Origin of the sequence: Marinomonas mediterranea MMB-1 (genome assembly GCF_000192865.1) — a bacterium.
Classification (GTDB): domain Bacteria; phylum Pseudomonadota; class Gammaproteobacteria; order Pseudomonadales; family Marinomonadaceae; genus Marinomonas; species Marinomonas mediterranea.
In genome coordinates this window covers 1,402,644-1,427,911 of the sequence record NC_015276.1, presented here as the reverse complement: position 1 = coordinate 1,427,911, position 25,268 = coordinate 1,402,644, and the positions used below count along the sequence as shown (strand labels likewise).

The 25,268-nt window shown below is 44.3% G+C and carries 22 protein-coding genes and 1 riboswitch; of the genes, 7 read left to right on the top strand and 15 right to left on the bottom strand.

The genetic code is table 11. From position 1 onward, the window contains the following. Window positions 1–26 precede the first annotated feature (26 nt). The 9 genes from MARME_RS06460 to MARME_RS06415 all read right to left on the bottom strand — a co-directional run bounded on the left by MARME_RS06460 (window position 27) and on the right by MARME_RS06415 (window position 12,015). The gene (locus tag MARME_RS06460; RefSeq protein ID WP_013660460.1) at window positions 27–1,361 is read right to left on the bottom strand and encodes a TRAP transporter large permease; all 1,335 of its coding nucleotides are present in this window, start codon (window positions 1,359–1,361) and stop codon (window positions 27–29) included. Then, a complete protein-coding gene (locus tag MARME_RS06455) occupies window positions 1,358–1,900 on the bottom strand; it encodes a TRAP transporter small permease subunit (protein ID WP_013660459.1) in 543 nt (180 codons plus the stop codon). The genes MARME_RS06460 and MARME_RS06455 overlap by 4 nt, the downstream gene beginning before the upstream one ends. Before the next feature lie 67 nt (window positions 1,901–1,967). Continuing rightward, a complete protein-coding gene (locus tag MARME_RS06450) occupies window positions 1,968–3,002 on the bottom strand; it encodes a TRAP transporter substrate-binding protein (RefSeq protein WP_013660458.1) in 1,035 nt (344 codons plus the stop codon). Window positions 3,003–3,337: 335 nt separating this feature from the next. Then, entirely contained in the window at window positions 3,338–4,600 is a 1,263-nt protein-coding gene (locus MARME_RS06445) for a sirohydrochlorin chelatase (protein WP_013660457.1), read from the bottom strand. A gap of 121 nt (window positions 4,601–4,721) precedes the next feature. Then, entirely contained in the window at window positions 4,722–8,567 is a 3,846-nt protein-coding gene (cobN, locus tag MARME_RS06440; RefSeq protein ID WP_013660455.1) for a cobaltochelatase subunit CobN, read from the bottom strand. A gap of 260 nt (window positions 8,568–8,827) precedes the next feature. Beyond that, window positions 8,828–9,904 (bottom strand): cobalamin biosynthesis protein CobW, encoded by a 1,077-nt coding sequence (gene cobW / locus MARME_RS06430; RefSeq protein WP_013660454.1) that lies wholly within the window; start codon window positions 9,902–9,904, stop codon window positions 8,828–8,830. A gap of 2 nt (window positions 9,905–9,906) precedes the next feature. Next, on the bottom strand, window positions 9,907–10,683 hold the full coding sequence (gene cobM, locus MARME_RS06425; protein WP_013660453.1) for a precorrin-4 C(11)-methyltransferase: 777 nt from the start codon (window positions 10,681–10,683) through the stop codon (window positions 9,907–9,909). A gap of 70 nt (window positions 10,684–10,753) precedes the next feature. Then, window positions 10,754–11,530, bottom strand: coding sequence for a precorrin-3B C(17)-methyltransferase (gene cobJ / locus MARME_RS06420; protein ID WP_013660452.1), 777 nt, complete (start codon window positions 11,528–11,530; stop codon window positions 10,754–10,756). Between the two features lie 188 nt (window positions 11,531–11,718). After that, window positions 11,719–12,015, bottom strand: a complete 297-nt coding sequence (locus MARME_RS06415) for a hypothetical protein (RefSeq protein WP_013660451.1) — start codon at window positions 12,013–12,015, stop codon at window positions 11,719–11,721. 311 nt (window positions 12,016–12,326) lie between these two features. Beyond that, window positions 12,327–12,472: riboswitch (FMN riboswitch) on the top strand. A 135-nt stretch (window positions 12,473–12,607) separates the two neighbouring features. Here MARME_RS06415 and MARME_RS06410 point away from each other — a divergent pair. Together MARME_RS06410 and cfa are read left to right on the top strand one after the other, a co-directional pair. After that, a complete protein-coding gene (locus MARME_RS06410) occupies window positions 12,608–13,093 on the top strand; it encodes a 6,7-dimethyl-8-ribityllumazine synthase (RefSeq protein ID WP_013660450.1) in 486 nt (161 codons plus the stop codon). A 238-nt stretch (window positions 13,094–13,331) separates the two neighbouring features. Further along, the gene (gene cfa / locus MARME_RS06405) at window positions 13,332–14,540 is read left to right on the top strand and encodes a cyclopropane fatty acyl phospholipid synthase (RefSeq protein ID WP_013660449.1); all 1,209 of its coding nucleotides are present in this window, start codon (window positions 13,332–13,334) and stop codon (window positions 14,538–14,540) included. Between the two features lie 25 nt (window positions 14,541–14,565). Here the strand turns inward: cfa and MARME_RS06400 are convergent, their stop codons facing one another. After that, a complete protein-coding gene (locus tag MARME_RS06400) occupies window positions 14,566–15,219 on the bottom strand; it encodes a hypothetical protein (RefSeq protein ID WP_013660448.1) in 654 nt (217 codons plus the stop codon). Between the two features lie 107 nt (window positions 15,220–15,326). After that, window positions 15,327–17,492: a malate synthase G gene (locus tag MARME_RS06395; protein WP_013660447.1), complete on the bottom strand. Its 2,166-nt coding sequence runs from the start codon at window positions 17,490–17,492 to the stop codon at window positions 15,327–15,329. Window positions 17,493–17,784: 292 nt separating this feature from the next. Here MARME_RS06395 and MARME_RS06390 point away from each other — a divergent pair, with 292 nt between their 5' ends. Then, window positions 17,785–19,377: an isocitrate lyase gene (locus tag MARME_RS06390; protein ID WP_013660446.1), complete on the top strand. Its 1,593-nt coding sequence runs from the start codon at window positions 17,785–17,787 to the stop codon at window positions 19,375–19,377. 103 nt (window positions 19,378–19,480) lie between these two features. Here the strand turns inward: MARME_RS06390 and MARME_RS06385 are convergent, their stop codons facing one another. The 4 genes from MARME_RS06385 to MARME_RS06370 form a co-directional block, all read right to left on the bottom strand. Beyond that, window positions 19,481–20,077 carry a GNAT family N-acetyltransferase gene (locus MARME_RS06385; RefSeq protein ID WP_013660445.1) on the bottom strand — a complete coding sequence of 199 codons (597 nt, stop codon included), beginning with the start codon at window positions 20,075–20,077 and terminating at the stop codon, window positions 19,481–19,483. Window positions 20,078–20,112: 35 nt separating this feature from the next. Beyond that, the gene (locus tag MARME_RS06380; RefSeq protein ID WP_013660444.1) at window positions 20,113–20,508 is read right to left on the bottom strand and encodes an MAPEG family protein; all 396 of its coding nucleotides are present in this window, start codon (window positions 20,506–20,508) and stop codon (window positions 20,113–20,115) included. Window positions 20,509–20,618: 110 nt separating this feature from the next. Beyond that, window positions 20,619–21,110 carry an arsinothricin resistance N-acetyltransferase ArsN1 family B gene (locus MARME_RS06375; protein ID WP_013660443.1) on the bottom strand — a complete coding sequence of 164 codons (492 nt, stop codon included), beginning with the start codon at window positions 21,108–21,110 and terminating at the stop codon, window positions 20,619–20,621. A gap of 491 nt (window positions 21,111–21,601) precedes the next feature. Beyond that, window positions 21,602–22,537 (bottom strand): IS5 family transposase, encoded by a 936-nt coding sequence (locus MARME_RS06370; RefSeq protein ID WP_013660442.1) that lies wholly within the window; start codon window positions 22,535–22,537, stop codon window positions 21,602–21,604. Between the two features lie 707 nt (window positions 22,538–23,244). Here MARME_RS06370 and MARME_RS06365 point away from each other — a divergent pair. Genes MARME_RS06365 through MARME_RS06350 form a run of 4 tightly spaced genes read left to right on the top strand, consistent with a single transcriptional unit; the run spans window position 23,245 to window position 25,223 of the window. Continuing rightward, a complete protein-coding gene (locus tag MARME_RS06365) occupies window positions 23,245–23,556 on the top strand; it encodes a DUF6916 family protein (RefSeq protein WP_013660441.1) in 312 nt (103 codons plus the stop codon). A gap of 12 nt (window positions 23,557–23,568) precedes the next feature. Beyond that, window positions 23,569–24,117 carry a phage tail protein gene (locus MARME_RS06360; protein WP_013660440.1) on the top strand — a complete coding sequence of 183 codons (549 nt, stop codon included), beginning with the start codon at window positions 23,569–23,571 and terminating at the stop codon, window positions 24,115–24,117. 17 nt (window positions 24,118–24,134) lie between these two features. Beyond that, entirely contained in the window at window positions 24,135–24,668 is a 534-nt protein-coding gene (locus MARME_RS06355; protein WP_013660439.1) for a phage tail protein, read from the top strand. A 12-nt stretch (window positions 24,669–24,680) separates the two neighbouring features. Further along, window positions 24,681–25,223, top strand: coding sequence for a phage tail protein (locus MARME_RS06350; RefSeq protein WP_013660438.1), 543 nt, complete (start codon window positions 24,681–24,683; stop codon window positions 25,221–25,223). The last annotated feature ends 45 nt before the right edge of the window (window positions 25,224–25,268 follow it).

The window sequence follows — 25,268 nt, the reverse complement described above, 5'->3', positions numbered from 1 at the left end:
GCTCGTCGTCTTACTTAGAACTGACGTCAAAGTAAACCTGTTACCAACTGAGGAAAACACGCAACAAGCACTAAAACAAACAGTTGTAACAGCACAAAGGGAATCGCACCTTTATAAATATCAGCAAGGCTAAACTCCGCCGGAGCGGCTTTACGTATATAAAACAATGCCATTCCAACGGGCGGCGTGAGAAAAGAAGTTTGCAAGCAAATCGCAATCAATACCGCGACCCAGATTGGGTCTAATCCAAATTGCAGCAGAATCGGCATTAAAAGCGGTGCAACAATGAGCACAATTTCCATCCAATCCAAAAAGAACCCCAGCAAAAAGATGATACCAAGCACTAGAATCAATGTGCCATTTGGACCAAGCGATAGGAAGTGCAACGCATTTTCAATGATTTCGTCGCCGCCGTAGCCTCTTAAGACGACGGAAAAACAAGAAGCACCAAAAATCAGAGCATATAAAAATGCTACGGTTCGACCCGTTGCGTAGCACACGTCTTTTAGCTCCTTCCAACTTAGTCGCCCATTTGCTTTTGCTAGCACCATTGCACCAGCTGCACCTATACCCGATGCTTCCGTTGGTGACGCGATACCGGCGACAATCGATCCTAAGACCGCTATCACCAAAACGAGAGGCACCACCAGCGCGCCAACGAGATCCCACAATGCCCGACGATCAAAACGTTCCGCCGAATCTTTCGTCGCCGGCATCGTCTCAGGCCGAATCAATGCCACAATAAAGATAAAGCTCACAAAACACAGCGCTAACAAGAGGCCTGGAAGTATTGCGCCTGTAAACAAATCCCCAACAGGCAAACGAAGCTGATCTCCCATGACCACCAGCATAATAGACGGCGGAATGAGTATACCTAAGCAGCCCGTTGCGCCAACGGTGCCTGCACTTAGCCAACGAGCATAACCTGCGTTTAGCATAGACGGCAAAGCAATCGTCGAAAGTAGAACAACCGACGCACCAATAATGCCAGTAGAAGCGGCTAAAATGACGCCGATGAAAACCACGGCGATCGACAGCCCACCAGGCGTTCTTCCCAATACTTTATGCATTGCCGCTATGAGTCGCTCGGCAACACCAGAACGATCGAGCAAGTAACCCATAAAGATGAACATAGACATCGGGATCAAAGAGTAATTTGAAATCGTCGAGAATATACGGTTTGCAACAAAACCTATCGAACGGATTTCTGCAACATCGTAATAGCCCCAAACATCGGCGAGTACACTGCCTAACACAGCGAATAATACGCCAACGCCACCTAAAACAAAGGCAACAGGAAAGCCGGTAAATAGGAATATTAAGAACGCCGAAAATAAGAGAATGACCAAGGCGACGCTCATATGGTATCTCCCGACTTGGTATGTTGCTCATTTGAATTGCCTGCAACAAAACTCAGCTTTTGCAACAAAATAGAAAAGCCCTGTAGAACGAAAATGCTATTACCGAGCGCCATAACACCTTTTATCAAGTAACGAGCAGGAAGACCGGATGGCATTGGCGAGCCCTCTCTAAGCTCCCATGAGTACGCAGCAATGTGCCAAGTATGCCAAGTAACAAGTGCGGTAAACGGAAAGAAGAGTAGCAACAACCCCATGATTTCTAACCAAGCACGTGTCTTAGGTGAAAAGCGATGACTCAAGACATCAACACGAACGTGTTCATCATGCTGAAAGGTGTAACCCAAACATAGAACAACCACAATAGCGTTTAAATGCCACTGCAACTCTTCAAGTTCGATCAATCCAATATTGAACACATAGCGCAAACTGACATTAACAAGAATAGTAATAACGAGAACAGGCAATACAAGGGAAGCGCTTTTACCTGTTAGTGCAGAAACATAATCAATCTTCTGCGATAAGTATCGAGGAAACGACATAATTCACTCAACCAAATAGAATAAAGGTGAGCGCCATCGCAGGCGAGTTCCTGCGATGGCTACAAGATTAAGAACGGTTTTTCGACCACAATGCCACTTTTTCGCGATACGCGTTCAACGAGTCCAATACTCGTTTAAAGTCCGCATTCTTTTCTGATTGCTCTTTTAATACCTCGTCGGTTGACGATTTGAATTTCTCTAATACACTCGGTGGAAATGATTTAATTTCAGTGCCCGCCGCTTTAAACTTCTCTATTGCCTCCGAGTTGGCAACGGATGTCGAAGTAACGGTCCAAAGCATCGTATCTTTGCACGCATTTTCGATTAACGCATGCTGTTGTGCGCTCATTCGATCCCATTTTCGCTTATTGATAATTAATTCTGTAATCGCCGCAGGCTGATGCCATCCAGGCAAATAATAGTAAGGGGCTACTTTCTCAAATCCCATTGCAGCATCGATTGCAGGCATTGAAAACTCAGTACCATCGATTACGCCTCGCTCAAGGTTTGGATAGATATCTCCACCTCCCAACAGAACAACCGAAGCGCCTGACTTCTTCATCACCTCGCCGGCTAAACCTGCGAAACGAATTTTCTTACCTTTTAAGTCGTCTATTGAGTTGATCTCAAACTTATACCAACCGCCAGCTTCCGAATCCATGATGCCACATGGCACGGTTACAACACCTTGTTTCGCATAGATCTCTCTCCAAATATCCAATCCGCCGCCGTTGTATATCCAACCAACATATTCAAGTGCATCAGGGCCAAATGGCACTCCACCAAAAAGTTGTACCGCAGGAAAACGACCCGCAACATACAATGGTGAGGTGTAGCCTGCATCGAGAGTACCTTGCTGCACTGCATCAAAAATTTGCAAAGACGGCACCAGTTTACCTGCCGAGTACAATCGCACCTTCAGCGAATCAGCCCCACTGACTTCTAGCTGCTTAGCGAAATGCTCTGCGCTGGCGCCGCTGGCAGGCAGCGTAAGCGGCCAAGCACTTTGAATTTCTAAACGAGTACTTCCTGCGGCAAATGCTTGTGCCGCGAGAAGAGAAAGAGACGCTACACCTGCAAACAACTTAGATTTATAACCCATAACCCTCTCCTTAAAGTTTGAACAAATCAAAATTTGGACGTGAAACAATCAAACCTTAGAACACTATTTAATTGAATATTCAACTTTTAAAGACAGGCAACGTTTATACCAATTTTAAAGAGCACACAAGAATTATAAAATTAAGCCTTACTAATCAAAACGTTAAGAAAAAATAATAAATAAGGGAGGAAGTAAAAAAGGAATAAAGAAAAGAAAAAGTGTTACTTTTTGGCACACTTTTTACAAAAAAGCAAAAAGAAGAAAAGGGAGGCGGCTTAAATTCAGCCTCCCTTACACCTATTTAGACCACATAAAACTGAGATGAAGACCTGCTATTACTTTTTATGAGCAAATGCAGTTTTTGTGCAATCGTCATTAATTCTGTGCTTCTCTTCTTCCAGAATATCGGCTGTAAATTGCCCCATAAAACAGCAACAAATGTTTTCACCAATCATTGTACGAGGCCCCATTGGGTGACCAATATGCTGGTAAACGCCATGATGGTGGTGGCCTTCTCCATGACTATGGGAATGACCATGACTGTGTGAATGCTGGTCGTGCGAATGATCATGAGAGTGACTGTCATCATGGGAATGATCATGAGAGTGACTGTCATCATGGGAATGGTCATGCGAGTGACTGTCATCATGGGAATGGTCATGCGAGTGACTGTGTGAATGATCAGACACAGACAGCCCTTGAGTGTCGTCCTCAGGATCCACGTACTCAGCGTGATGATGGTGCACATCAACCTCACCCGCAGCTAAGCGACGCTTAAACGAACTCATTAATGTTTCTTCCGATTGACGACTTAACGAACCATCCATGATTTCATTCACTCGGTTTTCGAAGGCATCAATCACGCGCTCATGATCACTTAAATAATGCGCTTGAATAAACTCAATACTAGGATTTTCTTGCGTCACTTTGTCAACGTAGCCTTGGATACGCTTAATTAAACGCCCAGTAAATAAGAAATAAGGTGCGACAACGATTCGCTTAAAACCAAGCTTTATGAGTTTATCTAAGCCAACTCCAACCGAGGGGTAAGTGACGCCTGAATAAACCGTATCTGCCCAGCCAAACCCCATATTCTCATTCACAATACGCGTCAATTTAGCCGCTTCTGCGTTCGCAGATGTATCGGATGTTCCTCTTCCCACAACAACCAGCATGGTGTCATACAAAGAATCCGGTGGATTGTTTGGATCAATACCAAGCGATTCATATATACGGGCCTGAAAAGCCTCGATCATGTCTTCTTGCAAGCCCAATTCACGCCCATATGTAACACTCAGACCAGCGTTCTTATCTTCGTATGTAGTCAGCACAGAAGGAATGTCATTCTTTGCGTGTGTTGCCGCAAACAACATACCCGGTATTGCGTAAATGTCATCAACCCCCTCTTCCAGCAGACGATTAAGTCCCATGTGAATATTAGGGGCTGAAAACTCTAGAAAGCCATATTCGACTGGCAAGTCAGGAAAACGCTTTTTTAACCCTTCGGCCACTAAGCCAAATTCACGCTCCGCGTCTTTGTCACGGCTTCCGTGGCCGCAAATCATGATGCCTTTTTTGGCTTGTGTTGCGTTACTCATTCATTGTCTCGTTGTTTGATATCGTAAAAGTATTATCTGGTTTTTATGAGTGCAGATAGTAATAAGATTATAACGGGTTGCAAGTGCAGATAACGCAATACAAGATGAAAATGATCAATTTTCATTGAGGCTGCTCCTGTTGCTGATCCAAATCAAGCAGAACCGACTGGATCTTCTCTTCATATTCACCAGCATCTTGCCACATCCCCCGTTGTATCGCTTCCATGAGTCGTTCCGCCATTTCTTCTAATGCATGAGGATTATTCTCTTCCATAAACGCTCTATTGGTAGAATCCAACAAAAGCGTTTCTGTCACTTTCTCATATTGATAATCCGCGACGAGATCCGTCGTCGCATCATAAGCGAATAAATAATCGACCGTCGCACTCATTTCAAACGCCCCTTTATAACCATGTTCTCTCATCGAAGAGATCCATTTTGGGTTCAGAACACGACTGCGGACCACTCGATTTAACTCTTCTTTTAGGGTGCGTATTTTTGGTGATGTCGGATTCGAGTGATCATTATGATAAATATCTGGCGCACTGCCACTTAGCTCAGTAACAGCGTTGGTCATTCCGCCTTGAAACTGATAATAGTCATCTGAATCTAAAATATCGTGTTCACGATTATCTTGATTTTGAACAACCACCTCCAAACTCGATAGGCGCTGAACAAAAGCGCTTTTCGCTTCAACACCACCCGATGCTCTGCCATCGTAGGCATATCCTCCCCAATTAACGTATGCTTCTGCAAGATCCGCTTGCGTGTCCCAGCAACGCTCATCGATCAGACCCTGAAGGCCTGCACCATATGCCCCCGGCTTACTACCAAAGACTCGATAACTCGCTTGCCGTTTCGCTTCCTCTGCACTTATTCCTTGAGCTTCTAATCGAGCACATTGTTCGTCGATGTTCTTGCGAATGGTATTGCCCGTGCCAGGCTCTTCATACTCTGCAATGGCTTGAACCGCTGCGTCATACAGTCTCATAACATTCGAAAAGGCATCGCGGAAAAAACCAGAAACACGCAACGTCACGTCTATACGAGGCCGCCCAAGCTCCATGCATGAAACCACCTCAAAGTCCGTCACTCGATTTGAGCCTTCCGCCCATATAGGTCGCACGCCCATAAGCGCGAACGCCTGAGCAATATCATCGCCCCCCGTGCGCATTGTCGACGTTCCCCACACAGACAAACCGATATTTGAAGGATAGTCCCCCTGCTCCTGAAGGTGTCTCAAAACCAAGGCATCTGCGGACTTTCGACCAATAGCCCATGCCGCCGGAGAGGGAATAGCGCGGTTATCGACAGAGAAAAAATTACGGCCAGTGGGCAGCGTATCTAGCCTCCCACGTGTTGGCGCGCCACTTGGCCCCGGTGGAACAAAGCCCCCTTGTAGCCCTATAAGCAACGCATTTAACTCATCATGAGCACTCTGCTGGAGCGCCTTGAACAAAGTCAGCTTTGCATGACGAAGTAATTGACTGGTCTCAGGGTAACACTCTTGGTCAACCTCTTGATCTAGAATCAGTGATTGATGAACCAAGGTCTTAGCAAGAAGCTCCAAACGCTCTTTTGCATCCGCGTGAGTTCGCCATGTTTGCGTGCTTTGCTGAAGCAATATCAATGGTCTGTCAGACAACCAAGGCGACGAACTGGCTTCCATTGGATCAAATTCGTGCTCTTTAATCCCTAAGTCTTTGCACAACGAATGCAATATACCTTGAGATGTCGTGCTATTTCCTCGCGGCAGTCGCAACAACGCCACTAAGGTATCTGATAACTTATCGTCCTCTGGCAAACGTCCGAATCGATGCAAACCGTGACGTATCTGAGACTCTTTAATATCACAGAGATATGCATCCAAGCCTTCTAGTACCGACTCATCATCTGTCGCATCCGCGCCAGAAAGCTCTTCTAGCAAATGTGTCGTTTGAACTTTCTCAAGGATACTTTGACGTAGCCAATCTTCTCGACGCGTATCCATTCCCATCGCTTGATAGTATTCATCCACCAAGGCTTCCAGTTCAGCCATTTCACCGTAAGTCTCAGCGCGCGTCATTGGCGGCATTAAGTGATCAATAATCGTTGCCTGTGTGCGCCGCTTCGCCTGAGAACCTTCACCCGGATCATTAACAATAAAGGGGTAAAAATGTGGCATCGGTCCCATTGCAATGTCTGGCCAGCACGATTCCGATAATGCTGTCCCCTTGCCCGGTAGCCATTCTAAGTTCCCATGTTTCCCAACATGGATAATCGCGTCGACTTGATAAACGTGACGTAACCAAAAATAATAAGCAAGATAACTATGAGGCGGTATTAAGTCTGGATCGTGATAGTTCGCCGCCAGATCGAGATTAAACCCGCGAGCAGGTTGAATACCGATAAACGTCTCCCCCAACCGAATACCCGCTAACATAATTCGACGCTCTCCCGTCGGCAACGTTCGACACTTGTGATCGTCTTCCGGTGGCCCCCATCTATCCCATACGGCTTGCTGACACTCAAGAGGAAGCTGATAGAAGTAATCCAAATAAGTGTCTAAAGCCAAGCTTTGCCACACGCGTCTTTCGTGCAATGAGTTTGGATTATTCGTCACCGCCCCTAAAAGCGCCTCGATAAGTGCATTTCCGTTGTCAGGAATATTTTCAACAGAATAACCCGCATCCGCCATCTTATTGAGGATATTAACGGTAGAAGCAGGTGTATCAAGACCAACACCGTTGCCAATACGGCCGTCTTTTGTAGGGTAATTGGCCAGTATCAAGGCTATGCGCTTTTCGCTACTTTGCTTTATGGATAACTGAGCGTATTTAGCCGCTAACTTGGCAACAAAAGACGCTCTCTCGCGTTCCAACTCGTACTTTACTAAGTCTATTTGCGCTGTATCATGATACTTACTAAGGGCCTTGAAGCTAACTGCCCGGGTAATGATCCGACCATCCATTTCCGGTAACACAATTTGCATCGCAACATCACGGCTACGTAGCCCTTGACTCTGCTCTTGCCAATCCTCTTTTGTGCTCCCCGACAGAATTAGCTGAAGTACGGGTAACGGTGACTCAAAACTGGACTCAAACGTGGTTGGCTCAGACGCCAAATCAGGCACACCAAATCGATTTGCTGCAAAGCCTGTTGTGTTCAAAATGACGTTTACTTTTGATCCAGAGCACTCGAAATTGACTCGTGCAATAATACGTTCAATCAGGGCAATAGATTGATCGTCTTTGAGGGAATTAACTGCGATAGACAACGGTATCTGTTGCTCTGTTAACAGTATGCCTTCAAGATCAGAAAAAATATTGGTATTGCCGCTCTGCAAATGAGAACGATAGAAAATAATCAGTGTTACCGACGCTTTTGAGGAGAAATACGCGCGGTACTTCGAACACCAATTGTTAAAACTGGCCGCCTCTCCATCGACGACAACAGAGGCATTTGGCAGCACCACAGGCTCTCGCCACAAATGCGCTTCGCCCAAAAACTCAGACTCAATAAAGTAAAAGAGCTGCTCGCTATTTTGCGCTCCACTCTCTCTCAAATAGCGCCAAATTCTATGGGCGTTTTGTCCAGAAGTCGTCGATTTTTTGAGAAGTTCGGGGTCTGGCGAATCGTCTCCAGGAACGACAATCAATGTCCTTCCTTTCTTACGGGACCAAGCGACTAAACGATCAAAGCCGTACTGCCAGTAGTGCACACCGCCCAGCAATGACAGAACAGCAACGCTGGCGTGTTCCAATACGGCAGACTCATATAAGTCGTACGCTGCAGGCTTGGCCAACTGCATCCAGTTGGCAAGTCGCACGCTGTGGTTCAAGTCTGGCAGTCGATCCAAAGCACCGCCTAGCGCACTCAATACGCTATCAGCTGCCGCTAAGATAACCACCTCTGCGGGTTCTTGTTCTAAGTCAATAATACCTTCGTCATCAACAAAGCCACCAGGTTTCGCTGCCAGTAGGTGCACAAATTGCCTCTAAGTTTATTGTTCAATAAAAACAATAAAGGCGCATATTATAAATGCACCTTTATTTGTTCATGTTTAATGATCTGAATGAAGCAACAAAGCGATCTCGAACTAGGGAAGGTGTGAACAAGTCCAGTGGCTTCAGCGTGTGGATAACGCTTCTTTATTCCAGGCAAGTTTCGTCGTCCAATATTGAGCATATTGGCAAGAAAGTTAACAAAGAATTAAAGAGAGCTTAGCCCACGCTCTTCAGGTCTTCCCTAGGCACTCAACGCATTGTTAAGCGCAAATTCGATGTCGTCTTTATCAATGCCTTTACCAATAAAGACAAGTTGCGTTTTACGAATTTCTTCTGGCGCCCATAAACGGTCGAAGTATTTATCAACTCGCTTACCCACCACTTGAATCACCTTACGCATTGGCTTCGCATTAACGGCTGCAAACCCCTTCACTCGAAAAATATTACGAGATTCAACGAGATCTTCAATTGTCTCAATTAAAACCTCTGAGTCAACCTCACCAAAGGTCAAAACAAATGAGTCAAAGTGGTCATGAGCGTGATCGTGTTCGTGACCGTGCGCGTGATGATGATCATGATGGTTATGGATGTCTTCTATACGAGACTCCGTCGCGCTGTCTAAGCCTAACAACGCCTCTAAAGACGCCTCACCATTTTCGATATAAGCCGTTTTAACCTGATCAGGCACTTCTTTTTTAATGACGTCTTTTACTCGCTCACGTTCGCCATCATCAAGTAAGTCATTTTTACTCACTACCACCAAATCGGCCGCGCTTAGCTGATCTTCTAACAGCTCGCGAAGGCTAGGATCGTGATCCAATGATTCATCAGCAAGACGTTGAGCTTGAACTTTGTCTTCATCATGAGCAAAACGCCCTGCTGCGACCGCGGGACCATCTACCACCGTAATCACGGCATCGACCGTACAATGCTCTTTAATGCCCGGCCAATTAAATGCTTGAACTAATGGTTTAGGCAACGCCAACCCGCTGGTTTCAATTAAGATGTGGTCGATGTCATCTCGACGAGCAACCAACTGCTCCATAACAGGCAGAAACTCTTCTTCTACCGTACAGCAAATACAGCCATTTGCGAGTTCATAGAAGCCTTCTTCACTGCGGCGCGCTTCTTGATCGTCGTCACAATCCAGTGGGCAGTTACGTAACAGATCAGAGTCAATGTCTAACTCACCGAACTCGTTAACAATAACGGCGATTCGTTTGCCAGCAGCCTGCTTTAATACACTGGAAAGTAATGTCGTTTTACCACTGCCTAAAAAGCCTGTGACCACTGTAGTTGGGATTTTATTCAGTTGCATAATCAACCTTCGCTCTTATTTTTGTGAATCTTTCTATATATGTGGGCCTGACTCTTGTCATACAAGTAAGAATCGGCAAAATCTTCAGTATCTAATACGTGACCTACTAAAATCAGACTCGTGCGCGTAAATTTTTTCTCACGAACTTTATGAACAATGTCCTTCAATGTGCCTGTAACGTAATCTTGATCAGGCCAGCTCGTCCGATAACACACCGCAACGGGGCAATCTTCACCATAATGTGGAATAAGCTCATCCACTATTTTATGAATGCGCGTAATGCCCAGATGGATGGCTAACGTTGCGCCACTTTGAGCCAACGCAGGAAGACGCTCTCGTTCTGGAAAGGGGGTTTTTCCCTCGTATCTTGTCATGATCACAGTTTGTGATACGCCAGAAAGCGTTAACTCTTTCTTTAGCAGTGCAGCTGATGCTGCAACGGCACTCACACCAGGGATCACTTCATAATCAATATTTAGGACATCCAATCGTCTCATCTGTTCCCCTGTTGCACCGTAAAGTGCAGGGTCACCCGATTGCAACCGCGCGACGCTTTTACCTTCTCTCGCCGCTTGTTCAATGACAGCAGTTGTTTCATCAAGATTCATAGACGCTGTATCGTATATTGCTTCTGCTTTATCCTTAACGCTGTCAATAACTTGCATAGGAATAAGCGACCCAGCGTACATAATTATGGGGCACTGCTCTATGGTCTTGACGGCCTTCACCGTCATTAAATCTGGATCACCTGGACCAGCACCGATAAAAAACACTTTCATATCACTTACTCTTCAACCCTTTGGTCTCAACTTATTAGTACCGTGTCATCACGCCTAATTTGATACTCTGCTAAAGCTTTTTTGAATAGCCTCGTGGCGTGTAAAGCCAGTGCTGGTCTTTATTTACGATGTGTTTTGATTCAGAGTTCCCGACGGTCACCATGGTAAACATATCCACCGCGTTGGCATCCAGTTCACCTAATGTCGTAATAGTGATCTCTTCGTCAGGTCGAGTCAGCTGTCGCCCTATCATGACAGGTGTATTCGCTGGGCGATATTGAAGCAAAACATCGCGAGCGTGATTAAGTTGCCAGTCTCGCTTTTTAGAAACCGGGTTATAAAATGAAATGACGAAATCACCCGCACCTGCCGCGTGAATACGTTTGTCGATCGTTTCCCAAGGAGTCAGCAAATCACTCAACGAGACAGTACAAAAATCGTGTCCGAGTGATGCGCCTACTCGGCTAGCACCGGCCTGCATGGCTGATATTCCAGGGATTACTTCGATCTCTACATCTAACCACTCGGGGTGGTTTTCATTCCCTTGCAGCTGTTGATCAAGCAACTCAAATACTAACGTCGCCATAGCATAAATGCCGATATCACCGCTTGAAATAAGAGCAGTGGGCTTCCCCTTTGCCGCCAGAGTCAAAGCTAATCGAGCTCGGCCAATCTCTTCACCTAGCGGTAAATCGTGGAAGGTTTTGCCTTGGCTTAGTTCGCCTAACAACTCAAGATAGTAGCCATACGCCACCCAATCTGTACAGATATCCAGCGCTTTGGTCGCATTGGGTGCAACCAATCCTAAATCACCGGGGCCCATCCCCATTACAAATAATTTTGTCATTCAGTACTTATTAACCATGCATTTGAAAAGATCATCTATCAATCATTGTATCGGGAACAGAGTTTATCCGACATGAAAATGGTGGGCTGAAATGTGAGGAAAACTCAAGACAGAAAAGAAGTCGCTAAGCTGTGACGTTATTAACGAAAAAAGAGGAAACAGATCACAAAGCTTAAGAAAGCCTTGTTTTAAGACGCGGCTTTAACACAATGAATACGCTCTTCATTCGTGACTTCTAGCTCAAGATGCGTCGCATCTTCACGAATACTTAAGCCTTCTCCGAGATAAACAATATCGCCTATACTTACCGCTTTATGAAGCTCGTACGAATTACCTAACCAAAGAGCCTCGGCCCAATCATCATGGAATTGAACTTGCAACTTACCACCGTCGCATTCATATGAAGCCAATATGCCTTCTGCATTAGAAGCAGAGCACATAGAAACAACCAGAACGGACATACTAAACTTAAATAATCTGCTCATTTGGCCGAATCCTTTCACTTTACCTTCAATAGATTGATACGTTCCATAAATACTACTTCCTTACGCTCATAATGCCTAGTAAATCCAATATTTATTTTGCTCTTTATCATTAATAAAGGTGTGAACAAGTCCACTGGCTTCAGCGTATCGATAACGCTTCTTTATTCGAGGCAAGTGTCGCGGCTCAATATTGAACGCAAGCACGGTGTATTTGGGAGTATAGTGATTCTGAAAAGGTCTAAAAATCTAATTGATGTATTTGACAGCTGGCGAGCAAAATCGTTATATTCAAGGTGCAGTGAGATAACTGCATTCGTTCTCGGGGCGGGGTGAAACTCCCCACCGGCGGTAAGAACTAACAGTTCAAGCCCGCGAGCGCTTTCGAAAATTCGAAAGGTCAGCAGATCTGGTGTGAATCCAGAGCCGACGGTTATAGTCCGGATGATAGAGAATGGGTAGTATGCAAGACTCCATTTATATGGATTCCTAGTGCAGTAGTAGTGTGCCTGTTTATTGATCGGCATATCCTAGTACTGTGTTAGTTGTTCCCTACCTTCGCCCTGATTCACTAATGTTGTAATAGGTATTCAAAATGAATCAGAGCTCGACGAACCAAACTTTTAATCAAAAATCAAAACGCGTTGCTTTCATCCACGCATCTTGGCATACAGACATTGTCCTAGAAGCTTGGAATGGGTTCAAAGCCGAAATGCTTGAACGAGGCTACGATGAAAACATGATCGATGTCGTTCCTGTACCAGGTGCGTATGAGATCCCGCTTCAAGCTAAATTATTAGCCAAAAGTGGAAAATACGACGCTGTGGCAGCAAGCGCACTGGTTGTTGATGGCGGCATTTATCGTCACGATTTTGTCGCGCAAACAGTCTGTAACGCACTGATGCAAGTTCAGCTAGAAACTGAAATGCCCGTTCTAACGGCGGTATTGACGCCACATAACTTCCACGAACATGATGAGCATTCTAGCTACTTTAAGCGCCATTTCGTGAAGAAAGGTCAAGAGCTTGCTAACGCAGCAGACGAAGCAATGCGCCTTACAGAAAAAGCAAAAAGCCTTTAAGAGTCAAACCCTTAAAGAGTTATCATTAGAATTCAAAAAGCCTCATTTGAGGCTTTTTATTTTTGTCATTCACCTTACTTACCTTAGCGGCATCCTCGCTATAATTTTCACCGACATCCTTACTTCCTGGTATCGCTATTAATTTTATATATAAATGCGATAGTGACATTCAGCTAGGTTTTTCTTTCTACATCCGTACGATGAAATAATCGTAATTTGGAATGAGGAGGAAGTGAAAATGCCGACCGTTAGCAAGCACAGTCCAAACGAATCAATATCAGAAACTGAACTCATTGACCGTTCACTTGATTCGCGATGCTCAAGCCCTCCATCCGAATTAGAAAGCTGGTTCTCTGCGCTTCTGGAAAAAGCGGGGGTCACATTAAATGGACCTCAACCGTGGGACATACAAGTTCACAACGCCGCCTTATATACACGCGCCCTAAAACGCGGATCACTCGGCCTGGGTGAAGCGTATGTCGATGGGTGGTGGGATTGCCAGCAGATCGAAGAATTCATCAGGCGTATTATTATCGCCAAGCTAGACCAACAAATAAGTGGAAAATGGGTCGTAACAAAACACTGGCTACTCGCCACACTGTTTAACCGACAATCCGAGAAAAGAGCCTTTCAGGTTGGAGAGCAACATTATGATGTTGGAAACAGTCTGTATGAAGCCATGCTTGATCCTACCATGGCCTATTCTTGCGCCTACTGGAAAGACACCAATACCCTACACCAGGCACAACTCAACAAGCTACGGCTCGTTTGCGACAAGGCTCAGCTCAATGAAGGCGAAAGCGTTCTTGAAATAGGTTGTGGCTGGGGAAGTTTTGCGCAATTAGCGGCAAAAGAATATGGTGTAAAGCTGACAGGCATCACCATTTCGGTAGAACAGCAAAAACTCGCTCAAAAACGCTGCCAGGGTCTCCCTGTCGATATCTTGCTAGAAGACTATAGGCAGCTACAAGGCATGTATGACAAACTGGTTTCGATTGGCATGTTCGAGCATGTTGGTCCTAAAAACTACGACACCTACTTCAAGCACGCCCACCGATTAATGAAAGACGATGGTATTTTCGTACTGCACACTATCGGCAGCGATATCTCACAAGGAGGCACAGATCCATGGATAGATAAGTACATATTTCCAAATGGTGTGATTCCATCATTAACTCAAATATCCGACTCTGTTGAGCCCTATTTCGTTGTTGAGGACGTGCACAACTTTGGCACCGACTACGCAAAAACCCTCATGGCTTGGAACGAAAACTTCAACCGTACGTGGCCGAGGCTCCAGTATCAATACAGTGAACGGTTTTATCGCATGTGGACCTATTACTTAAGACTGTGCGCTGGTGCATTTCAAAGCCGCTCTCTGCAACTCTATCAAATAGTGCTAAGAAAGCGACTCATACCAACAAATCCGTATCAAAGTATTAGATAAGCTAGATCTCAATAATAAGTGACACTTATAAAACGAGATTAAGCCCAATAAGCGCCCCACTCCCTAAATTCCAGGAATCCAAGTCGTCTGTCAGCATATTTTCGTAGTAATACTTTGCGAACAAACCGACACCTGGAATTGGGCGGTAATCTACCCCAACATTGACACCAATTTCGGTAATTACATCACTATTCCAATCAAACGATAAGAACTCAGGGCGAAGAGTAGCACCACAAAACCAAGTTAAACGACCTGCCAGCGGCCCATAGAAATTCGCACCAATTTCAACCCCCGTGCGCGAATACCCTTGAGTTTTTGTCTCACTTAGAGCAATGCGCATATCAGCACCATAGGGACTATCCCCTGTTCCACTGACGCTAAACCCACGAACACCAAAGCTGTCAATTGTCGTTTCGCGTTCGCCTAAACTAGTGCCCTCGAATGATTGCTCATCATTCAACGTCATTTTAGAGTAAAAAATGCCACCAAAGCTACCAGGCTGATCGTTTGGTTGAACACCCAACCCAACTGACCAAAAGTCAATATCCGACCCCGTCTGGTATTCCGCCATAAAAGTTGTCTCTGACTCAACTCGACGCTCGGCCGACCACCCTGTCGCTGTGACTGATAAAGCCAACGCCCCAACAAACATCCTTGTTTTTCTTTGGAATGTCATCATTTTTACCTCTAAACCACTATACAACTAAAAATTGGCGTTTAGAGTATCACGAATCCCTTGACGATTTAATCATTCGAATTAAGTAGACTTAAGCCAACAAACAAGACTCAGCATGCTTTTTTCTCTAAACGGTAAGCGTGAAGCAAGGGCTCAGTGTATCCAGAAGGCTGAGCAACGCCTTTAAAAATAAGATCGCTAGCAGCCTTGAAAGCAATACCGTCATAACTCGGCGCAATGTCAGAATAGCTGGCATCACTCTGATTTTGTTGATCAACAATTTTTGCCGTTCGTTTCAACGAGTCCATTACCTGCTCCTCACTGCATATGCCATGCAACAACCAGTTCGCGATATGCTGTGACGATATCCTCAGCGTCGCCCTATCTTCCATTAATCCGATATTATGGATATCTGGCACTTTAGAGCATCCGATACCTTGATCAATCCAGCGCACTACGTACCCCAAAATCCCTTGCGTATTGTTATCTAATTCCGCTTGGACCTCTTCGTCACTTAACACACGCTCTTTAGGAAGCAACGGCAAAGTGAGAATATCGTTTAAACTCGCTCGGTTGCGACTGCGTAGCTCGCGTTGACGCTCTGCCACATTAATGTTGTGGTAATGAGTAGCGTGAAGCGTTGCACCATTTGGTGATGGCACCCAAGCGGTATTCGCCCCAGCTAAAGGATGTGAGCCTTTCTGTTCAAGCATCGCTGCCATTTCATCTGGCATTGCCCACATGCCCTTTCCTATTTGCGCCTTCCCTGGAAGACCACATTCAAGCCCAATGTCGACATTCCAGTCTTCATACGCTTGTATCCACGCTTGTTTTTTCATTTCCGTTTTAGGAACAAACGCTCCAGCATGCATTGAGGAATGAATTTCATCCCCCGTCCGATCTAAGAACCCCGTATTAATAAAGACGACGCGCTCTTTCGCAGCGCGAATACATTCTTTTAGATTTACCGTTGTTCTACGCTCTTCATCCATGATACCGACTTTTAGGGTATTTGGAGCCAGACCTAACACGTTCTCAACGGTTTCAAAAAGTGTAACCGTAAAGGCCACTTCTTCAGGGCCGTGCATTTTAGGCTTCACAATATTAATACTGCCTGCTCGACTGTTCTTTCTAGAAGTATTGCCTTTTAAATCATGAATAGCAGCTAACGATGTAATAAAGGCATCCATTATACCTTCTGGTACCTCATTTCCGCCCTTATCTAAAATAGCCGGAGTGGTCATCAAGTGACCGACATTTCGAATAAACATAAGGCTTCGACCGGGAAGGCTATACTTATTACCCAATTTATCCAAATAATCCCGATCTGGATTCATACTACGAGTGACAGTCCTACCACCTTTTTCAAAGCGATCAGATAAGGTGCCTTTCATTAACCCCAACCAATTTTGATACACTTCCACTTTATCTTCTGCGTCAACCGCAGCTACCGAGTCTTCACAATCCATAATGGTCGTAACGGCAGCCTCAAGAACAATATCTTGAACACCTGCTAAATCCATTCGACCAATCACTCCGTCTCGATCAATTTGAATTTCGATATGCAGGGCATTGTTAACCAATAAAACAGTCTCAGGGCTGGCGACTTTCCCCCTATACCCAATACACTGCTTCGGATCCATTAACTGAACCGCATCACCATTCTTAAGTGTCGCAACCAACTCACCATCAACCATGGCATACTGAACAACATCAGCATGACTTCCAATTAAAAGAGGCGCGGCTTGGTCTAGTAACTCTCGGCCAAACTCAACCACTTTCTGCCCTCGAATAGGGTTATATTCAGACGTAGTCTCTGCGCCGCCATCTTCTGGAATCGCATCTGTTCCGTACAGGGCATCGTATAAACTTCCCCATCGCGCGTTTACCGCATTTAAAGCGAATCGAGCATTTTTTACGGGCACCACAAGTTGAGGTGCCGCTTGAGTGGCTATCTCTTCATCCACATTTTGAGTAGAAATTTGAAACGCAGGCCCATCAGGGACAATATACCCAATTTGTTTTAGAAAGCCCTCATAGTCACCAAAAGAATCGGCATCCCCATTCCTAGATACATTATATTCATCTAGCTGTTTTTGCATGGCTTCACGTTTTTCTAATAACGCTCGGTTTATGGGTGCTAATGTCTCTATTGCGTACTCAAACCCATCCCAAAAAACATCAGGCATGACTCCTGTTTCAGGAAGTATCTCATTGTTCACCAAATCGTAGAGAGGTTTCGCTATTGTTAAGCCATTACGGTGGATTCGATTCATCTTTCAGCCCCTTTCATTATCAATCATTATTTTCATCGTCCGTTGTACCAATTATACAATTTAAGATATATATACATTCATAAAATAAATATATAAATTCTATAAAAGGCTTAAAAACGGCATAAAAAACCCTTAAATCGATAATGCCGTATAAAACATCAAATAGCACATTCACAAAATATATACAGACAATAACAAACATAGATTTGAAGAATTAAAAATATATCGCCAAACTGAATTTGTTAACCATACTCAAGCAACCACTCAAACTGTTATGAAAGAGGAATTAAGCATGTCTAATTACAATAAAGATATCGACGACACAGCAACTTTGATCGCAAGCCAAGGTGATACATGGAAAGCAATCAACCCAGAATTTGCAGCAAGAATGAAAGCGCAAAATCGCTTTCGAACAGGCTTGGATATTGCTCGTTATACGGCGAAGATAATGCGAGCAGACATGGAACGCTATGACAGTGACCCTAGCCAATACACTCAATCTCTAGGTTGCTGGCATGGCTTTATCGGCCAACAAAAAATGATTTCAATCAAGAAACATTTTAACTCTACCGATCGACGTTATTTGTACCTTTCAGGATGGATGGTCGCAGCGCTTCGCTCAGAATTTGGCCCTCTTCCAGACCAATCTATGCATGAGAAAACCTCAGTATCAAGTTTGATCGGAGAACTATACACCTTCCTACGTCAAGCAGATGCTAGGGAATTAGGCGAATTATTCCGCAGCTTAGATGCAGCTCGTGATGCTGGCGACAAAGCTACAGAAGAAAAAGTACAAGCTGAAGTCGACAACTACCAAACTCACATCGTACCTATCATTGCTGATATCGATGCAGGTTTTGGTAACGAAGAAGCCACTTACCTTCTTGCGAAACAAATGATCGAAGCGGGTGCTTGCTGTATCCAGATCGAGAACCAAGTATCTGACGAAAAACAATGTGGCCACCAAGACGGTAAAGTAACGGTACCGCACGAAGATTTCTTAGCGAAAATCCGCGCGGTTCGTTACGCTTTCCTAGAATTGGGTGTTGAAGACGGCGTTATCGTTGCACGTACTGACTCATTGGGTGCTGGCCTAACTAAGCAGATCGCAGTAACAGCCAAAGAAGGCGACCTAGGCGACCAATACAACAGCTTCCTAGATGTGGAAGAAGTTGATGCAAGCAACATGAAAAATGGCGATGTACTCCTTAATCAAAAAGGCAAACTGGTTCGACCTAAGCGCTTGCCAAGTAACTTATTCCAATTCAAAAAAGGTTCTGGCGAAGATCGCGTAGTACTTGATTGCATCACATCTCTACAAAATGGTGCTGACCTACTTTGGATCGAAACAGAAAAACCACATGTACAGCAGATTGCAGGCATGGTTAACCGTATTCGTGAAGTTGTGCCAAATGCGAAGCTTGTTTACAACAACTCTCCATCTTTCAACTGGACACTAAACTTCCGTCAGCAAACATTTGATGCTTGGTCCGAAGCAGGTAAAGACCTATCCGCTTATGATCGTGCTAACCTAATGTCTGTTGAATACGATTCAAGTGATCTAGCAGCAGAAGCAGATGAGCGCATCCGTACTTTCCAAGCTGATGCAGCAAAAGAAGCGGGTATCTTCCACCACCTAATCACATTGCCAACGTACCACACAGCCGCATTGTCTACGGACAATCTTGCAAAAGAATACTTCGGAGAGCAAGGCATGCTAGGTTATGTGAAAGGAGTACAGCGTCAAGAAATCCGCCAAGGTATTGCTTGTGTAAAACACCAAGCAATGGCTGGATCAAACATGGGCGACGACCACAAAGAGTACTTCTCTGGCGACGCAGCACTGAAGGCTTCAGGTAAAGATAACACAATGAACCAATTCTAATCTCGCCGACTTCCCCTATGCAGCTGCCTTCGGGCAGCTTTTTTTGTACATTTTTCACAGTTCTTCAAGCAAGTAAAGCTGCGTTTATAAAGCAAATACAATGTCATTTATCTAGCAGATACAATTTCATCCACTTCGGTTCCGCCATTATCCCAATTTGCTCGTATGAGTCAGCTGTATACCTAAAACCTAACTTCGACAGAACGCGCCCAGATGCAGGGTTTTCAATTAAATGGCGAGCGCGAAAACGCACCACTCCAAGCTCTTCGCGCGCAAACCTAAGCACTTCGCGAACCGCTTCCGTCGCAACGCCTCGTCCCCAATAGTCTGTACCAATCCAGTACCCTATTTCAGCTTCTGGTTTACCAAAATCCATTAAAGAGCACGCTCCTATTATTTGGCCATCGGATTTTTGCTCTATTGCAAATACGCCATATTCGCTCGTAATCCACGCTCGATGATGCGAACTGATCCAATCCTCAGCCATCGGCAATGAATAAGGATAGGGTATATTCGCCGTCATATCGGCAATTAGAGGAGTATTGACAAGGGACACGACACGACGGGCATCCGAAATATGAAAAGGCCTCAACCTGAAACGAAAGCTTTCAAGTTCAGGCTGAGACATTGCAAAAAAATGTGGCTTACGCGTAACAACACTGACACCGCGCTTTAAGAACGACGCAAACAAGCTGGCCATTTCTTAAGGAACTCCAACAGAAGGATTCGTTCCTTTTAAGATAGTCCGTTTTTTAACGTATAGCCAAGTAGAATAACGGCCGACAAGGTTATGCTTGAAAACGTCAGAAGCATTCCTGAAACACGAAACTTTAGATTTTCGTTTAACTGGCTCACTCCAAACGCATGAATCACCCTGCCACATAAAAGCATAAGCCCAATAATGTGAAGCAGCAACGAAGCAACGCCTTGAAACTCCAATAACCCCAACAAAATAAGGCCAATTGGAACGTATTCCGCACAATTGCTATGAACACGCATTGCGCGTCTAAGCAGTGCGTCTTCGCCATCGCCGATACCCACTTTCTGTTGACGTCTTAGCTTAATCACCCTGAACGAGAGAAAAACAAACAGTAGTGCCAACAAACTTGCATAAATTGGTGTTATTAACATTCCTTTTCCTTATTAAACGTTACACAAAAACCACTCTGAAACCCTTGGATGACTACCGTGCTCTCCAAGGCCGAGTTAAAAAGAGACTCACTCTAACAATCATGAAAAGGTCAGTCATCCAAAGTCAATTGCCAATAACCAACGTCCCACCATTGGCCGAATTTAAACCCTACCTGTTCAAAATGACCAATCTTCTTCATATCAAACTTGTTGTGTAAAGCAACGCTCGCCTCATTCGGCAATGCTAAGCACCCGATAACAGTGTGCACATCCGTTTTCTTCAAAGCATCAAACAAAGCTTGATATAAGGCTGTCCCTAACCCTTTTCCTGAATAACACGGTGACAAGTAAACAGACGCTTCAACTGAAAATCGATAGGCACTGCGGTTGTGCCAATGTGCAGCATAAGCATAGCCAGCGATCTCCCCATCGACCTCAGCAACCAGCCAAGGTAAATCCTTACCCTGAACTTTCTGAACACGCTCGACAATATCAATAATGCTAACAGGCTCTTCTTCAAACGTAATCGATGTTTTTACAATATAGTGATTATAAATAGCAGCGATCTTAGCTGCATCTTGCGGTGTTGCGTTTCGTATCATTTCTACTCGTCATCCCTTCTAATGCTCATTAGTGACCCAAGCATGCCTAAGCGAAACAGCATAAAAGATTCGATATAAAACGGATACACCCAGAAAAGCCAAAGAAAATATTTTTTGTCACAACTTGTAACAAAAAAGCCATATACCGAATGGCACCAAACGCAATGAGAACATGAACCCCACTAAATTTATTAGTTAGGTCGTATGGCTCTTACTATGCCGAGCGTACGCGAAACTCTCTTTAGTTCTTGTTAACTTTCTTGCCAATATGCGCAATATTGGACAGCGACACTTGCTTCGAATAAAGAAACGTTATCCACACACTGAAATCAGTGGACTTGTTCACACCTTCCCTAGGGAACCTGCGAATAACTCAGTCTATTGGTCGCTCAGCGTTGAAGTTTTGCATTTGCGCTCTATAAACATAAATTTTGAGCGCTTTTAACGCCATTTTGGGATTGTTACTCCCATTGTTTGGGACGCTAGACGGACTAACCCCGTGCAGATCGTATCAAGACGGCAAGCTTGTTGTCATTCTTCGACAAGCCTTTGTAGACGACTTTTCGGAAGCCAAACTGGCATTTTAGTATTCTAAACGGGTGCTCGACTTTGGCTCTGATACTGGCCTTTAAATACTCTGTTCGGATGGGGTTCTTATTTATACGAGGACGTTTCTTCCAAGCACGTATCTTACTGGGCATTTCAGCAATCAACCAATCCAGCTTCTTTCCTTTAGTTTCCTCTCGTTTTTCTACACCACGGTAGCCTGAGTCGGCCGACACAAATGACTCGTCGCCATGTATGAGCTCATGGATTTGGTTTAGATCACGATCATTGGCGGGTGTAGTAGTAAAGCTATGCACTAAGCCTCGTTTTGCATCGACACCAATATGTGCTTTTAATCCAAAGAACCATTGATTTCCCTTTTTGGTTTGATGCATTTCAGGATCACGCGCATTCGATTTATTTTTGGTTGAGCTTGCAGCTTCAATAATCGTCGCGTCAACGATGGTTCCTTCCTTGAAATGGATTCCTGAATCAGACAACCATTTATTCACTTCTTTAAAGAGCTTACGACCAATCTTATGCTTCTCAAGCAAATGGCGGAAGTTCATGATGGTTGTGTGATCAGGAATGGCACCCTCTAAAGACAATCCTGAAAATAAACGCATAGAGGTTATCTCATACCGAGCATCTTCCATCGCGGGATCACTCATGTTGTACCAGTTTTGCATAAAGTGAATGCGTAACATGGTCGCAAGCGGGTAAGGACGTCGCCCGTTACCTGCTTTCGGGTAAAAGGGCACTATTTGAGCTTCGAGTTTTTGCCATGGAATCAACTCACCCATTCGACCCAGAAAAAGCTCTTTGCGGGTTTTACGGCGTTTACTGGTGAATTCGGTATCTGCGAAGGAGAGTTGGTTCATGGTTGATTAGGAATCTTAGTCGGCTTAAGTCGGTGAGATTGTCTCATGTTGCCGACTTATTCGCAGGTTTCCTAGGCCAAATCCCCTAATCGTATTCCAGCACGGCCTCAATTTAACAAAGCCTACAGTGATAATTTCATTTAGTGTAACAAGGTGTAATTTACACACAATTAATAACCACCTATAACTATAACTTAAGATCTGAGTGGAAGTTTCTATGAAAACCATACATTTTAAAATAATATTAAAAAAGTACTTTCTACAATGAAATACACTGAATAATGAATAAATCAATACGAGATTCATAGTTCAAACTTATATTAACCTTTATCATCACAAGAGTTTTTCGGTACAGCGATAAAGAATGATATTCAAACGGTAAAATTTTGACAAAAACAAAATAAAAACCTTATTTATCATGCATTTAAAATAAAACCTTAAATCTAACTTTTTTTAAGTGAAAAAATGTAATTAATTGTAACCAAGAAGAGAAGAAACCTATAAATTATTAAAGTACATAGTCAGCTACCAATAGAATAAGTCAACACCATTTAATATTGATTATCATTTTAAATATTTTTTTAAAAAATGATAATTGAAATCTTGGCTCACTTTAAAAAGTGAACTACAGTATTAAAAAGTGTAAGCAGGGCAGAAAGCTTACCAATGGAACAATTTTAATTGATCATTCAAGCAAGAGGCTAGTAATGCAAGGACTTCCCACACACGAACAGTTTAAATCTCAGATCAACCAAACTTTCACAGTTAAGTTAGATGATGAAAAGCCCCCCGAAGAAATGACCCTTTCGGAAGTGACTGAACTAAAAGAAATAGGTGGAGGGTTCTCCGCTTATAGCATGGTTTTTACTACCCCTGTAAAAGACTATTACCTTAACCAAGGTCAATGGACTCTTGAGAACAGTGAACTAAACGAGGTAAGCCTGTTTATCGTTCCGGGAGGGCCGAGTGCAGACATTTTTAACTATAACGTATCAATATCATTCAAAACTGAGAATTAATAGGAAAAAATCATGTCAGATCCATTTATAGGAGAAATCAAAATGTTTGGTTTTGACTGGCCTCCAGTCAACTGGTCAAAATGCGAAGGGCAAGAAATGCTTATTTCGCAAAATGCCGCTCTCTTTTCACTGATCCACACAACTTATGGCGGTAATGGTCAGACGACTTATAACTTACCCGATCTCAGGGGCCGCACTCCAATTGGCGCCGGAGACTATGTGGAACCGTCAACAGGAGTAGCAACTGATTATTCGATGGGAAGTAAAGGCGGTCAAGAGTTTGTTACATTAACCCCTTTAAATATGCCATCACATACACATGATTTCTACGCATCCAATGACCCTTCGACAAACCCAGCTCTCATCAATGGAATGATGGGGAAAGCAACTGACCATACGGGTACGGACTTCGATCTATACAGTAACGCCAATAATTTAGTCACTATGTCAGATACATCTTGCTCCTACGAAGGCGGTGGGCAAGCACATCCAAATACGCAACCCAGTGCCGTTACAGTGTTTTGTATTGCACTAGATGGTATTTATCCTTCAAGAAACTAAACCTAGGAGACAACATTATGGCACAAGGTTTTATAGGTGAAATCAGAATGTTTGCCGGCACATTTGCTCCTCGCGATTGGGCTTTTTGTAACGGAGCCGTTTTAGGCGTCAACGAAAATCCAAGTCTTTTTAGTCTTATTGGCTCTACTCATGGTGGCGATGGTAGATCAACTTTTGGTCTGCCCGAAATGAGAGGTCGGGTTCCAGTTGGCAGCGGTCATGGCCCCAGCTTGACACCTAGAATAAATGGGCAACGTTACGGAGTAGAGAGTGTGGAACTAAACATTAGTGAAATGCCTTCACACAACCATCCTATGCAAGCGTCTACCAACCCGCCAACTTCTCCATCCCCTGCAAATAGCGTGACAGCATCGCCAGATAGCAGCGGAACCCCTTTCGGGTTCTATCATGAATTTGGCGACCCCTATACAGCGTTTGATAGTCGCGTCGTTGACACGGCAGGTAATGGCGAAGCACATCCAAACATGATGCCTTATCAAAGCATTAACTTCATTATTGCCTTAAAAGGCATTTACCCAAGCAGAAATTAAAAGGAGCTTGTTATGGCAGAAGCATTTATTGGTGAAATACGAGCATTGGGGTTTAGCTTTGCTCCGCGCGGATGGTACGCCTGCTTAGGCAACCTTATCGCTATCAACCAAGACACAACCTTATATTCGATAATAGGGGACTACTACGGTGGAGACGGACGAGTTTCATTTGCCTTACCTAACCTCACAGGAAGAGCGCCTCTTCATGTTGGCGGCTTTAGTAGTACTGGCCCAGGACTTAATACCCACATATTAGGACGAAGAGAAGGGGCGTCAGCAATGCATCTTCTCGAAAAAGAACTTCCGAAGCACACTCATGATGTCTATGCATATCAACCTCCCGGCGACTCCGACTCCCCTACGTCCGATAGAATTTTAGCCAATCAGATTTCAGCGAAAGAGTTCATAAACGACGCGTCTGTCACGCCAGATACGAGGATGGATATCCGCACATTACAATCGAGCGGTAGCTCACAGCCACATGAAAACAGACAACCATACCTAGCGGTAAACTTTTGTATTTGCTCAGAAGGAACTTACCCCTCCCGAAACTAGCAACAAATTCAGCTAATAGATGTATATCTCATGATTGAAGGGATC